Here is a 12,994-nt window from a genome sequence, read left to right as displayed (position 1 = left end):
ATGACATACGAATCAAAATAATTTTAGCAAAATACTATTGCATATCAAAAAGAAAGTGTTTAAAATACATTATAGTGAATAAATATTCAAATCTACTCATGATTTTAAATACTAGGAGGCATTATCATATGAAAAAGTGGTTATTATTACTTATGACAGCTGGTCTTGCAGCTGCACTAGCAGCATGCGGAACTTCTTCTAATAATTCAAACGCATCAGGAGACGACAAAACACTCATTATGGCGACTTCAGCAGATTATCCGCCATTTGAATCAAAAGACGGTGATAAAATTATCGGTTTTGATGTCGACCTTGCTACAGCTCTAGCGAAAAAGAACGGCTACAAGCTAGAAATTCAAGATATGGACTTTGCAAGCCTCGTGTCAGCACTTAAAACAAATAAAGCTGATATTGTGCTTGCAGGCATGACACCTACTGAAAAGCGTAAAAAACAAGTTGATTTCTCAGATGTTTACTACAATGCTGAAAACTTGGTTGTATCAAAAAAATCTAGCGGTATAAAAACAGAGAAAGATTTAAAAGACAAAACGGTTGGCGTTCAATTAGGTTCTATCCAGCAAGATGAAGCAAACGGATTGCAAAAGAAATATAACTTAACGGTTGAAGATCGTAATAAAATCTCTGATATCATTCAAGAAATTAAAGCAGGCCGTTTTGATGCAGCCATTATTGAAGATAAAGTAGCGGCTGGCTACTTGAAAAAGGAAAAAGATTTCCAAGCATTTGGATTGAATAGCTCAAACGAAGGTTCAGCCATTGCATTCAAAAAAAATAGCGACTTAACAGCGAAATTCAATAAATCATTAAAAGAAATGAAGGATAATGGCGAACTTGATAAACTCATTAAAAAATGGTTTGCTGATGAAAAGTAAGTCAGGAAAAGGATCAGCGTCATTCATGAAAATCAAGTAGAAAGCGCTGAAAAGTTCAACATGTGTTGAACTTTTTTCCTGTTTATTCTTTGATTTTATCTGAAGGAAAAAAAGGAGAATATCATGATGGATTTTAAAGATGTAATACCTCAGATGCCCTTTATTTTAGAAGGTCTTAAAGTAACGCTTTCTATTGTTGTGGTATCACTGTTCCTTGGTTTTATTTTAGGAATCTTATTAACGCTCTGTAAAATTAGTGTGTTTAAGCCGCTTATCTGGCTAGCCGATTTTTATACGTCAATCTTCCGAGGCACACCGCTTGTGCTTCAGCTTTTGATTATTTATTTTGGTCTTCCCCAGCTGCTCGGCTTTCAAATTGATCAATACTGGGCTGCTGTAGCCGCCTTTTCACTAAACTCGGCGGCGTACGTTTCTGAGATCATTCGTGCGGGAATCAATGCCATTGATAAAGGGCAAAAAGAAGCAGCCGTTGCTTTAGGTATCCCGTATGCTAAAATGATGAAGGACTTATTGCTTCCGCAAGCATTCAAAAATATTTCCCCAGCACTAGTGAACGAAACGATTACACTGACAAAAGAATCAGCGATTGTCACAGTCATTGGACTGGGCGATGTCATGAGACGAGCCTATCAAGCAGGTGCCGTCACCTATAACTATCTTGAACCGCTTATTTTTGCGGGTCTCATCTATTATGTCATCGTGCTTATTCTTACCTTCGTCGGCAAATCGGTGGAAAGGAAGTTAAAATCAAATGATTAAAATAGAGAAACTCACAAAATCTTTCGGTAAAAATGAAGTGTTGAAAGGGATTGATACCACGATTAAAGAAGGCGAAGTGGTAGCTGTCATCGGGCCGTCTGGTTCAGGAAAATCAACATTTCTTCGCTGTATTAACTTACTTGAAAAGCCGACTTCTGGAGTGATTACGATTCAGGGGACGGAAATTACCAATCCAAAAACAAATGCACTAAAAGTGCGCGAGAATATTGGTATGGTGTTTCAACATTTTCACTTATTCCCGCACAAAACAGTGCTAGAAAATATTACGTATGCGCCGATGAATGTAAAGAACCAATCGAAGGAAGACAGCATCAAGCAGGCAGAGGATCTTTTAAAAAAGGTAGGACTTTTAGAGAAAAAAGATGATTATCCGAACCGGCTGTCAGGTGGTCAAAAGCAGCGTGTCGCCATTGCACGTGCCCTTGCGATGACACCAGACATCATGCTTTTTGACGAGCCGACGTCTGCTCTTGATCCAGAAATGGTAAAGGAAGTATTAGAGGTCATGAAAGAGCTCGCTCAATCTGGGATGACGCTGATGATCGTCACACATGAAATGGGCTTTGCAAAAGAAGTGGCAGACCGTGTGATCTTTATGGATGATGGGAAAATTGTAGAGGATGCAAATCCTGTAGAATTCTTTGAATCTCCGTCTTCACAGCGTGCTCAAGATTTCTTACAAAAAATATTATAATGAAAAAAACGAGGGGGAGACTTAACATCTCCTTCTTTTTTTGATTATAATGGGGAAAGTAAAAAAAGTTCATCATTTCACAAAAGTAGACAGAAAAGAGTGAATCACATCATGTTTAAAATCGGCTACCGAACGCTGAAAACAGCATTAGGAACAGCTCTAGCCATTTATATTGCACAAATGCTCGGTCTGCAAAACTATTCAGCTGCCGGCATTATTACGATCCTTTGTATTCAGGTGACGAAAAAAAGGTCACTCCTCGCATCGGGGGCTCGCTTTGCCGCATGCAGTCTTGCCATCTTATTTTCTTATTTGTTTTTTGATCTGATTGGGTATCATCCTTTCGTCATTGGACTGATGCTGCTCGTCTTTATTCCAACAACGGTCTTGCTTCGGATTAAAGAAGGAATTGTCACAAGTTCAGTGATCATCCTTCATTTGTATATGTCTGGAGGCATTACGCTTCATCTCATCTGGAATGAGCTTTTACTCATCACCATTGGTGTAGGGGTCGCACTCATTATGAACCTGTATATGCCTAGCGTTGATAAAAAGCTGAAACAATACAGTGAACAAATTGAAGCGAATTTTGCGAAAATCTTTGAAGAAATCGAGCAATATTTAATGACCGGAAAACAAGACTGGACAGGAAAAGAAATTCCAGAGACGCATCAATTGATTAAAGAAGCGAAAGCTCTTGCATACCGTGATGTTGAAAATCATGTCTTAAGACATGAAAATCTGTATTATCATTATTTCAACATGAGACAAAAGCAATTTGAAATCATTGAGCGGGTGCTTCCGAAAATTACCTCCATTTCTGTTACAACGGAGCATGGGCAAATCATTGCAGAATATATTAGAGATTTACGAGAACATATTCACCCAGGGAACACGGCGCATAAGTTCTTAAGACGCCTGATTGATATGAAAGAAGAGTTCGATGCACTGCCGCTTCCGCAAACACGTGAAGAATTTGAAGCTAGAGCCGCACTCTTTCATTTTCTCGGGGAAATGGAACAATATTTGGTACTGAAAAGCTATTTTAAAGGGATGAAAGAATAAAGACGCATGAGTTCCTCCTTCATTGGTCAATCTAATGAAAAAGGAGGAGCCTATGCGTCTTTTATTTTATACTGTGCTGACCATGTCCCTTTCACCCATCTGGCCGCTCGGGCAAAACCCGCTTCCAGGAGATCCGTATGTCATTATTAATAAACAAACGAACGAGCTTGCGTATATTGATCATGGGAAAATTCAAAAAGTCTACCCGGCTTCTACTGGCAAAACAGCTGATTTAACGCCAGAAGGTGAATTTACGATTATAATCAAAGCGAAAGATCCTTATTACAGAAGAAAAAATATTGAAGGCGGCGCGAAGAATAACCCACTCGGCCGAAGGTGGATTGGATTTGATGCGCGAGGAACCGACGGGAGAACCTATGGCATTCATGGAACAAGTGATGAGACATCGATAGGGAAATTTATTACGGCAGGCTGTGTACGTCTTCATAATCAAGATGTAGAACGGCTATTTGATCAGATTCCAGTTGGTACAAAGGTATGGATCACGACATCAAGCGATGCATTTGAGAAACTGGCCAAAGACAAACAGGCCATTCGTTAAAAAACGAATCACCTGCTTGTCTGCTTTTTTATCAACACTTTATAAAAAGGCTGCCGCTCCTGCTAAAAGTGAAGAAATTAACAGTAAGCTAATCATGAGCAATACCATAAATTTCATGAATTTCTGAGACATATCGCACCCCTATAATCAAATGTTTTTGCGACGAGCGCACCTTTCTTTATTCTAGCTCGTTTTTACGCAGGCGACAAGTGATGTACAAAGGAAGTGAACGGATGAATCAAATCGATCATATAGCCATTGCCGTTTTTTCTATTCAAAAAACAGCACGTACGTTCTCCAATCTGTTTAACTGGGAATTTTCAGACATAGAAGTACTTCCGAATCAAGGGGTCAAAGTATCTTTTGCTTCCCTAGGTGATCTGCACATTGAGTTGATTGAACCGATGTCGGATCACAGCACATTACATACCTTTTTAATAAAAAGAGGAGAGGGGCTTCATCATATTGCATTAAAGTCAGGTGACATTCAGGCTGATCTCAGTCAACTTGACGAGCTCGGTGTACAGCTCATTCAAAAGGGCGCACAAAATGGTGCGAACGGAAAGCGCATTGCGTTTATTTCACCAAAAGAAACGTCAGGTGTGCTAATTGAATTGTGTGAGCCTTTGAAAGGAGAGAAACAGGAAGATGCATGAATCGTTCAATGACTTGTCTGAATGGCGCCAGAAAGCTTTAAGGGGCGGCGGTGAAAAACGAGCAGCGGCTCACCGAAACAAAGGAAAGCTGACTGTTCGTCAGCGGCTTCATGAACTTCTTGATGAAGGCAGCTTTATGGAAATCCAGTCATTTGCTAAAGGCTGCCGCTCAGAACATTTAGGGGATGGCGTTGTCACTGGGACGGGACTGATTCATGGGAGACAAGTAGGCGTTTATGCACAAGATGCGACCGTGTACGGGGGTTCGCTAGGGGACATGCATGCGAAAAAAATAGCGGCTTTAATGGATTTGGCTGCTAAAAATCAAATGCCTGTTATCGGTCTAAAAGACTCAGGTGGTGCGAGAATTCAAGAGGGTGTGGTATCATTAGAGGGATACGGTCAGATTTTTAAACGGAATGTGCTGTACTCTGGTCAAATTCCGCAAATATCCGTTATTTTAGGCTCCTGTGCGGGAGGTGCAGTATATTCACCTGCATTGACGGATTTTGTATTCATGACGGAGCAAACAGCTCATATGTTTTTAACTGGTCCGAAAGTGATAGAAAAAGCAACAGGGGAGACGGTCTGTCCTGACCGGCTTGGAGGTGCAGCAGTTCAGCATCAAACAAGCGGGAATGTGCACTATACAGGGAAAGATGAGAGAGACGTGTTAAAAGCAGTTCGAACGCTTTTAACGTACATACCAACGAAACGACGGCCTGTCATTCATCGTAAGGTCCAAAAGCATGATGCGAGCGATCTTGGGAACATCTTGCCAAAGGAGCCATCACGTACTTATGATGTCAAACAAGTGGTGACAGCGATCACCGACCACGGCTCATTTTTTGAAACGCAGCGTTGTTTCTCCAAAAATATCGTCACAGGTTTTGCCAGATTACAAGGGTCTTCCATTGGTCTTGTAGCCAATCAGCCTAAGGTGCTGGCAGGAAGCCTTGACCTCGATGCTGCTGATAAAGCGGCTCGATTTATTCGATTTTGCGATGCATTTCATATTCCCATTTTAACCCTTGTGGACGTTCCTGGATTTTTGCCAGGTGAGAAAGCTGAGCATGCAGGCATTATCCGCCACGGCGCAAAGCTTCTGTATGCGTACGCTGAGGCGACCGTTCCAAAGATCACTGTGATTTTGCGAAAGGCGTTTGGCGGTGCATACGTTGCGATGAATAGTAAGGGCTTAGGTGCTGACTTTGTGTATGCATGGCCAGAGGCAGAAATTGATGTCATGGGAAAATCGTTTGCAGACGAAATTGTTCATCCTGCTTTGCGTGAGGTGGACAATGAACCTAGTGTCATGAAGGCAGCACAATTAGGATTAATCGACGATATTTTAATGCCAGATGAAACGAGAGAGCGGCTCATTCGCTCATTTGACCTGCTTCGCAGTAAGGAAGAAGATAGACCGTTAAAAAAGCATGGAAACATGCCGCTATAAGAGGAGGAACATCATCATGATCAATGAGAAACGCTTATTAGACGAATTTTTAGAACTTGTTCAAATCGATTCAGAAACGAAACATGAAGAAAAAATTGTTGAAGTCCTAAAAGAGAAATTTACTGGTTTAGGGCTTAATGTAGTTGAAGATGATTCAAAAGAGACAACCGGCCATGGAGCAGGCAATCTTATTTGCACACTTGAAGGGAATCAAGAGGCAGATACGATTTATTTTACTTCTCATATGGATACAGTTGTACCAGGTAATGGTGTTAAGCCAGTCATTGAAGACGGCTATGTCAAGACAGATGGCACAACCATTCTTGGTGCTGACGATAAAACAGGGCTTGCTGCAATGTTTGAAGCGATCCGTGTCCTAAAAGAGAAAAATGTACCGCATGGCAAGATTGAATTTGTCATTACAGCTGGTGAAGAATCAGGACTTGTAGGAGCAAAAGCGTTAGATCCGAAACTGATGACAGCAAAATATGGTTATGCGCTTGATTCAGATGGCAAGGTCGGTACCATCATCGTGGCTGCGCCAACACAGGCGAAAGTACGTGCAACCATTTACGGAAAAACAGCTCACGCAGGTGTGGCACCTGAAAAAGGCGTCTCTGCGATTACGATTGCATCAAAAGCGATCGCGAGCATGCCGCTTGGCCGTATTGATGAAGAAACAACGGCGAATATCGGCCGCTTTGAAGGCGGAACACAAACGAATATTGTCTGTGATCAAGTGGATATTTTGGCAGAGGCACGTTCTTTAGAACCGGCAAAAATGGAAGAGCAAGTAGCGAAAATGAAAGAAGCCTTTGAAAAAACCGCTAAAGAAATGGGCGGAAGTGCCGATGTACAAATTGACATCATGTATCCAGGCTTTAAATTCTCACACGGCGATCAAGTCGTTGAAGTGGCGAAAAAAGCGGCTGCGAAAATTGGCCGTCCTTCAGAACTACAGACAAGCGGGGGAGGCAGTGATGCAAACGTCATTGCTGGAAACGGCATCCCGACCGTCAACCTAGCTGTTGGATATGAAGATATTCATACGAAAAATGAAAAAATGCCGATTGAAGAATTAGTCAAGACAGCTGAAATGGTTCTCGCCATTATCGAAGAAACGACAAATCCATCGTAAAGGCAGGAGACTCTGTGAGCACGCAAAAGATCATTATTTTCCAAGTGGGACAAGAGGATTTTGGTATCAGCGTAGAACATATACGCTCAATTGAGAAGGTCCCTTATTTACAAGAAGTATCGAACCTTCCAAAAGAGATTAAAGGACTCATGTCGTTAAGAGGAGAGGTCATTCCAGTCAGTGACACAGGTGTCATGCTGCACGGAAAACCTCTGGATGTAACCGAACAGTCTAAGGTTCTACTATTTGAATTAAACGATCAAATGATTGGCTGCCTTGTTTCTGATGCAAAAGATATCATTGATATCGAGCTAAGTGAGATCAAGCCATTTCATATGAACACAAAAGCATCTGAATATTTCTTCGGCGTCGTTGAGAGAGAGAGCAAGATGATTTTACAAGTGGACCCTAATAAGTTTCTAGGGAAAATTGAGGATCTTGATCAATTGCCTGAGCGATTGAAAGAGGAATTAGCATAAACAAAGGCCCCTTATCCATGGATAAGGGGTCATTTTGCGTGCCGGAGCTCACGCATCTTTTATTTGTTGCGCTCTACAGAAGACAAATAAAGCCCCCTTATCATGTTCGGGTAAGGGGGCTATCATTTATTCAGCTGCTGGGTTAATTGAATCGTTTGCCGCAGCTTTTGTTTTTGATTTTTGGTACATCACATTTAAAATAATCGTTTGAATGGTGAGTAAAAGTCCACTTGTCATCCAATATAAAGGAAGAGCAGCGGGAGCATTAATTGATAGAAACAGCATCATGACTGGGAAAATCATGCCCATGATTTTTGCTTGTTTCAGTGCGGCTTCTGTTTGGGTGCCTGATTGCTTTGCGAATTTTTGTGTGACATAAAATTGCAAGAAATACATGGCCCCTGCAAAGATCGCCACCAAAAGATCAGTTTGTCCTAAGTTAAACCATAAGAACGAATGTGTTGCGATCTCAGGTGTTGAGCGGATTGCTGAGTAAAAGCCAAGAACAATTGGGATTTGAATCAGCATCGGCAGACAGCCCATTGCCAGCGGGTTCACATTGTTGTCTTTATATACTTTCATCATTTCCATTTGCAGTTCTTTTTGTTTTTCAGGTTCTTTCGTTTTTTTCAATTTGCTTTGTATTTGGTCAATCTGAGGTTTAACGAGTGCCATTTTCTCTTGCATCACTCTCTGCTTTTTAAATTGGTTTGCAAAAAGTGGGAAAATAAGCAGCCGGACAATCAATGTCACGAACATAATAGATAAACCGTAGTCATCATGGAAAAAGTTCGCAAGCCAGATAATCAACTCAGAAAAAGGCTGAACAAAATAATGATGGAAAAACCCATCAGAGCTTGTATTTGTTTGCGCACTTGCAGCAAATGCCGGTGACGCTACCATCATCAAAAATAAAGTCGTACAAATAGTCAATAAACGTTTCAATTCGTTTCCTCCTCAATAATAAAATCTAATAAGAGAGAGGAAGCGAATGGTCTTCATCATCATTTGATGATCTTTTCATTCGAATGACTTTACTAATCCAAGTTGTAATGCGATCATATATGATAAACAGAAAGTCTGTTCGATTCAAACAAGATGCATCCAACTCTTCTAAACGATGTCCTCCGAGGTGCTCGTTCATTCGGCAGTCTTTTAATAAGAAGGCAATGCCGATGGCGGTCAGCGCTGGAAGAATAATCGTAAAGAATTCAACAAGGAAAAAGACTTCATTGAATGTATCAATAATCATGATTATCACATCCATTTCATTACTCACAGTGTACTATACACCATATGAAATGTCTAATGGAACAAACAGGTGAAATCACGGTGAAGTGAAGGAAAGTAGATCACCTAAGGAGGCAAGCGAATGGCTGATTCTCAAAAGAAGGGGCGAATCATTTTTCATATTGATATGAATAGTTTTTATGCATCGGTAGAAATGGCGTATGATCCTTCTTTGAGAGGGAAACCTTTAGCCATTAGCGGAAATGCAAAAGAGCGCAAAGGGATAGTTGTGACCTGCAGCTACGAGGCAAGAGCACTCGGGGTGAAGCCGCCGATGCCACTCTGGGAAGCGAAGCGGCTATGTCCGGGACTGATTGTGCGTACACCCAACTTCGACCGGTACCGCAGCTCCTCACAAGAAATGTTTACCATACTAAGAGAATATAGTGACTTAGTTGAACCCGTTTCAATTGATGAAGGCTATATTGATTTAACCGATACACCTTATGCTGAGCATGCCGTGAAAACCGCTCATGATATTCAAACGAGGCTCGTAGAAGAGCTCATGCTTCCTTCGAGTATTGGCATTGCACCAAATAAATTTCTAGCGAAGATGGCGTCTAATTGGAAAAAGCCAATGGGCATTACCATTTTGCGTAAACGAGATGTCCCGACAATGCTCTGGCCGCTCCCTGCAGGTGACATGCATGGGGTTGGACAGAAAACGGCAGATAAGCTGAAAACCATCGGAATTCATACAATTGAAGATTTAGCGAAAGCGAATGAATATGCGCTAAAAGAGTTATTAGGCATCAATGGACCGAGGTTAAAGCAAAAGGCAAACGGAGAGCATGACGGCATTGTCGACCCAGAAAGAATATACGAATTTAAATCTGTCGGCAATTCTTCCACTCTTCCTCACGATTCTGATGATACAGATGAACTCGTCTCATTAATAGAGAAACTGTCGCAATCGGTGAGTGCCAGATTACGAAGAAAAGAAGTGATGGCAAACCGGCTGCTCATTATGATTCGGTATGCAAGCTGGAAAAATATCACACGGAGCGTCACACTCACGAATCCTACTGATCGAAAGGAAGATCTATTTGAGGCGGCAAAGCAGCTATTCCTAAAGCATTGGAATGACCAGCCAGTAAGACTTTTAGGCGTGACGGGGACCGATCTTGTGGAACGAAAATCAGCCGTCAAGCAACTTGATTTATTCTCTTATACAGAAGATGCAAAAGACGAACCGCTCCAATCTCTTTTAGACGGACTGAAAGAAAAATACGGTAAACCACTCATTCAAAGAGGAGTGACCATTAAGGAAAAAGAGAGCAAAACAAGTGGTACAAGTTTTAATAAAGACTTTTTTCAGGACGAAAGAGGAAATGACTAGCCTGAAAACTTGATAAAAGAGGTGATGTTGTGGTAATTTCAAAGGGTACATCATTTCAGCAGTAATCAATATAGTGTGTTAGAAGGGACGTCAGAATTATGTCAAAACAACAAATCGGTGTCGTTGGACTAGCCGTTATGGGGAAAAACCTTGCCCTAAATATTGAAAGCCGCGGTTTCTCCGTGTCCGTTTATAACAGATCTAGCAGCAAAACAGAAGAGTTTCTTCAAGAATCACAAGGGAAAAACGTTGTAGGCACATACAGCATTGAAGAATTTGTTCAATCGCTTGAAACGCCGCGTAAAATTCTTTTAATGGTAAAAGCGGGTGCAGCAACAGATGCAACCATTCAATCATTACTGCCTCACCTAGAGAAAGGTGACATTTTAATTGATGGTGGAAATACATATTACAAGGATACACAAAGACGTAACCAAGAGCTTGCAGAAAGTGGTATTCACTTCATTGGTACAGGTGTTTCTGGCGGTGAAGAAGGCGCACTTAAAGGTCCTTCTATCATGCCTGGCGGTCAAAAAGAAGCGCACGAGCTAGTGAAACCAATTTTAGAAGCCATCTCTGCGAAAGTAGATGGTGAACCTTGTACAACGTATATCGGTCCAGATGGAGCAGGACATTATGTCAAAATGGTTCATAACGGTATCGAGTACGGAGACATGCAATTGATCTCTGAATCATACTTTATCTTGAAGCATGTCGCTGGTTTATCAGCAGGGGAGCTTCATGAAGTATTCTCAGAGTGGAATAAAGGCGAACTTGACAGCTACTTAATCGAAATCACAGCTGACATTTTCACAAAAGTGGATGAGGAAACGAACCAGCCGCTAGTAGATGTCATCTTAGATAAAGCTGGCCAAAAAGGAACTGGAAAATGGACAAGCCAAAGCTCACTTGATTTAGGTGTCCCGCTTCCAATCATTACGGAGTCTGTTTTCGCTCGTTTTATTTCTGCGATGAAAGATGAGCGTGTGGAAGCAAGTCAATTAATTCAAGGGCCTGAGCCAACTCAATCAGCTGAAGATAAACAAGCATTAATCGAAGCTGTTAGAAAAGCTCTCTTCATGAGTAAAATCTGCTCATATGCACAAGGTTTTGCGCAAATGAAAGCAGCGTCTGATGAGTATAACTGGGATTTGAAATACGGTGAAATTGCGATGATCTTCCGTGGTGGATGTATCATTCGTGCAGCCTTCCTGCAGCAAATCAAAGAAGCATATGACCGTAACCCTGAATTGAAAAACCTATTACTTGATCCTTACTTCAAGGATATCGTAGAAAGCTATCAATCATCACTTCGTAAAGTGATTTCACTTGCAGTAGAACAAGGTGTTCCTGTTCCTTCATTCTCAAGTGCACTTGCTTACTTTGATAGCTATCGTACAGCTGTCCTTCCAGCTAACTTAATTCAAGCACAGCGTGACTACTTCGGCGCACATACGTATGAGCGCACAGATAAAGAAGGCGTCTTCCATACTGAATGGATGAAATAAGTATAAAACCTCAAAAGACCTTACCTTGGTAAGGTCTTAGATTGTTGACAAAGGGCTAAAATGAACTTGATTTTAGCCCTTTGTCTTCTTTTAAGCGTGATAGAAAACCTTTGCACGCAGGACTGAACCGAATGCGAGGGTTTGTCTACACGCTGTGACCTTACCTTTGGTAAGGTCTTTTTTGTGTTTACATCTATTCGGCTAAAAATCCGAAAAAGAGGGATGCTAAGTAAAAAAGAACAGAAAGTAGGGATAGAAGTGGGCATTTTATATGCACTTCTCCCAGCGATATTTTGGGGAAGTATTGTTCTCATCAGTGTCAAACTTGGCGGGAATGCCTATCAGCAAACACTCGGCATTACCCTCGGCGCTTTTTTGTTTTCAATCGGCGCCTATTTGATCAAAATGCCGGAACTGACACCGCTTATTTTTGCGGTTTCCGTTATCTCTGGGATCTTTTGGAGTATTGGGCAAATGAATCAGCTTTCAAGTGTCGCCTTTTTAGGGGTGTCAAAGGCTGTTCCTTTATCAACGGGTATGCAGCTTGTGAGCACGACATTATTTGGTGTCATCGTTTTCAAAGAATGGCAGACCATGACGGTCATACTTATTGGTTCTTGTGCCATTTTATTTATTATTGCTGGCGTTGTCATGACATCCCTCGGTCAAAGAAAGAGTGGCGGGAACGAAGGCGGCAATTTTAAAAAGGGAATCATCATTTTGCTCATCTCAACCGTAGGCTACGTCGGATATGTCGTCATTTTAAGATGGTTTCATATAGATGGCTGGTCTGCGCTCGTTCCGCAATCTGTCGGCATGCTGCTTTCATCGTTAGCGATTAGTCTAAAGCAAGACCCGTTTAGCAAATATACGTTCAGAAATATCATTGCTGGTCTTGTGTGGTCGACAGGAAATCTAGGGCTTCTTTTGGCGATTCCACTCATTGGCGTAGCAGTAAGTTTTTCCATGTCTCAAACAGGAATTGTCATCTCGACTTTAGGCGGTATTTATTTATTAAAAGAGAAAGCATCTAAAACAAGCTTTGTCATTGCAGGCTGCTTGATGATTATCGCAGGCGGTGTGTTGCTAGGTTTTACAAAATAGGAGGTTTAA

Annotated in this window: 15 protein-coding genes; 12 read left to right on the top strand and 3 right to left on the bottom strand. The window is 41.5% G+C overall.

Annotated elements, in window-relative coordinates; genetic code table 11:
- The first annotated feature begins 128 nt into the window (after positions 1-128).
- The 5 genes from MHI20_RS04860 (at position 129) to MHI20_RS04840 (ending at position 4,015) form a co-directional block, all read left to right on the top strand.
- The gene (locus MHI20_RS04860) at positions 129-893 is read left to right on the top strand and encodes a transporter substrate-binding domain-containing protein (RefSeq protein WP_008342238.1); all 765 of its coding nucleotides are present in this window, start codon (positions 129-131) and stop codon (positions 891-893) included.
- 126 nt (positions 894-1,019) lie between these two features.
- Entirely contained in the window at positions 1,020-1,673 is a 654-nt protein-coding gene (locus MHI20_RS04855) for an amino acid ABC transporter permease (RefSeq protein WP_008342239.1), read from the top strand.
- Entirely contained in the window at positions 1,666-2,388 is a 723-nt protein-coding gene (locus tag MHI20_RS04850; RefSeq protein ID WP_008342240.1) for an amino acid ABC transporter ATP-binding protein, read from the top strand. The genes MHI20_RS04855 and MHI20_RS04850 overlap by 8 nt, the downstream gene beginning before the upstream one ends.
- Before the next feature lie 111 nt (positions 2,389-2,499).
- Positions 2,500-3,453 carry an aromatic acid exporter family protein gene (locus tag MHI20_RS04845; protein ID WP_007501130.1) on the top strand — a complete coding sequence of 318 codons (954 nt, stop codon included), beginning with the start codon at positions 2,500-2,502 and terminating at the stop codon, positions 3,451-3,453.
- Positions 3,454-3,505: 52 nt separating this feature from the next.
- Entirely contained in the window at positions 3,506-4,015 is a 510-nt protein-coding gene (locus tag MHI20_RS04840) for a L,D-transpeptidase (protein WP_024718897.1), read from the top strand.
- A gap of 39 nt (positions 4,016-4,054) precedes the next feature.
- Here MHI20_RS04840 and prli42 read toward each other — a convergent pair whose 3' ends face one another.
- The gene (gene prli42, locus MHI20_RS04835) at positions 4,055-4,147 is read right to left on the bottom strand and encodes a stressosome-associated protein Prli42 (RefSeq protein WP_017357951.1); all 93 of its coding nucleotides are present in this window, start codon (positions 4,145-4,147) and stop codon (positions 4,055-4,057) included.
- A 101-nt stretch (positions 4,148-4,248) separates the two neighbouring features.
- On the opposite strand from prli42, the gene mce reads away from it, so the two are divergent.
- From mce to MHI20_RS04815, 4 genes are read left to right on the top strand one after another with little or no spacing between them, the layout of a single operon-like run.
- A complete protein-coding gene (mce, locus tag MHI20_RS04830; protein WP_024718898.1) occupies positions 4,249-4,671 on the top strand; it encodes a methylmalonyl-CoA epimerase in 423 nt (140 codons plus the stop codon).
- Positions 4,664-6,127 carry an acyl-CoA carboxylase subunit beta gene (locus MHI20_RS04825; protein WP_024718899.1) on the top strand — a complete coding sequence of 488 codons (1,464 nt, stop codon included), beginning with the start codon at positions 4,664-4,666 and terminating at the stop codon, positions 6,125-6,127. Before mce ends, MHI20_RS04825 begins: the two co-directional genes overlap by 8 nt.
- 16 nt (positions 6,128-6,143) lie before the next feature.
- Entirely contained in the window at positions 6,144-7,265 is a 1,122-nt protein-coding gene (locus tag MHI20_RS04820; RefSeq protein WP_024718900.1) for a tripeptidase T, read from the top strand.
- A gap of 14 nt (positions 7,266-7,279) precedes the next feature.
- Complete coding sequence (locus MHI20_RS04815) at positions 7,280-7,744, top strand: chemotaxis protein CheW (protein WP_024718901.1); 465 nt, start codon at positions 7,280-7,282, stop codon at positions 7,742-7,744.
- 126 nt (positions 7,745-7,870) lie between these two features.
- Here MHI20_RS04815 and MHI20_RS04810 read toward each other — a convergent pair whose 3' ends face one another.
- Complete coding sequence (locus MHI20_RS04810; protein WP_007501121.1) at positions 7,871-8,689, bottom strand: membrane protein insertase YidC; 819 nt, start codon at positions 8,687-8,689, stop codon at positions 7,871-7,873.
- A gap of 25 nt (positions 8,690-8,714) precedes the next feature.
- On the bottom strand, positions 8,715-8,996 hold the full coding sequence (locus tag MHI20_RS04805) for a hypothetical protein (RefSeq protein ID WP_008342247.1): 282 nt from the start codon (positions 8,994-8,996) through the stop codon (positions 8,715-8,717).
- Between the two features lie 120 nt (positions 8,997-9,116).
- On the opposite strand from MHI20_RS04805, the gene MHI20_RS04800 reads away from it, so the two are divergent.
- From MHI20_RS04800 to MHI20_RS04790, 3 genes are all read left to right on the top strand, one after another.
- Complete coding sequence (locus MHI20_RS04800; protein WP_007501120.1) at positions 9,117-10,373, top strand: DNA polymerase IV; 1,257 nt, start codon at positions 9,117-9,119, stop codon at positions 10,371-10,373.
- 98 nt (positions 10,374-10,471) lie between these two features.
- Positions 10,472-11,881, top strand: a complete 1,410-nt coding sequence (gndA, locus tag MHI20_RS04795) for an NADP-dependent phosphogluconate dehydrogenase (RefSeq protein ID WP_025207592.1) — start codon at positions 10,472-10,474, stop codon at positions 11,879-11,881.
- A 258-nt stretch (positions 11,882-12,139) separates the two neighbouring features.
- A complete protein-coding gene (locus MHI20_RS04790) occupies positions 12,140-12,985 on the top strand; it encodes a GRP family sugar transporter (protein ID WP_201297802.1) in 846 nt (281 codons plus the stop codon).
- Positions 12,986-12,994: the final 9 nt, after the last annotated feature.

Origin of the sequence: Bacillus sp. FSL K6-1106, assembly GCF_038005245.1 — a bacterium.
Lineage (GTDB): Bacteria > Bacillota > Bacilli > Bacillales > Bacillaceae > Bacillus > Bacillus altitudinis.
The sequence above is the reverse complement of the archived record's forward strand: the minus strand, read 5'-3'. Positions and strand labels throughout refer to the sequence as shown.

What these genes read in the sequence shown, in the direction of transcription:
- MHI20_RS04860 (WP_008342238.1), top strand. Translation starts at nt 129, where the DNA reads ATGAAAAAGTGGTTATTATTACTTATGACAGCTGGTCTTGCAGCTGCA.
- MHI20_RS04855 (WP_008342239.1), top strand. Translation starts at nt 1,020, where the DNA reads ATGGATTTTAAAGATGTAATACCTCAGATGCCCTTTATTTTAGAAGGT.
- MHI20_RS04850 (WP_008342240.1), top strand. Translation starts at nt 1,666, where the DNA reads ATGATTAAAATAGAGAAACTCACAAAATCTTTCGGTAAAAATGAAGTG.
- MHI20_RS04845 (WP_007501130.1), top strand. Translation starts at nt 2,500, where the DNA reads ATGTTTAAAATCGGCTACCGAACGCTGAAAACAGCATTAGGAACAGCT.
- MHI20_RS04840 (WP_024718897.1), top strand. Translation starts at nt 3,506, where the DNA reads ATGCGTCTTTTATTTTATACTGTGCTGACCATGTCCCTTTCACCCATC.
- prli42 (WP_017357951.1), bottom strand. Translation starts at nt 4,147, where the DNA reads ATGTCTCAGAAATTCATGAAATTTATGGTATTGCTCATGATTAGCTTA.
- mce (WP_024718898.1), top strand. Translation starts at nt 4,249, where the DNA reads ATGAATCAAATCGATCATATAGCCATTGCCGTTTTTTCTATTCAAAAA.
- MHI20_RS04825 (WP_024718899.1), top strand. Translation starts at nt 4,664, where the DNA reads ATGCATGAATCGTTCAATGACTTGTCTGAATGGCGCCAGAAAGCTTTA.
- MHI20_RS04820 (WP_024718900.1), top strand. Translation starts at nt 6,144, where the DNA reads ATGATCAATGAGAAACGCTTATTAGACGAATTTTTAGAACTTGTTCAA.
- MHI20_RS04805 (WP_008342247.1), bottom strand. Translation starts at nt 8,996, where the DNA reads ATGATTATTGATACATTCAATGAAGTCTTTTTCCTTGTTGAATTCTTT.
- MHI20_RS04800 (WP_007501120.1), top strand. Translation starts at nt 9,117, where the DNA reads ATGGCTGATTCTCAAAAGAAGGGGCGAATCATTTTTCATATTGATATG.
- gndA (WP_025207592.1), top strand. Translation starts at nt 10,472, where the DNA reads ATGTCAAAACAACAAATCGGTGTCGTTGGACTAGCCGTTATGGGGAAA.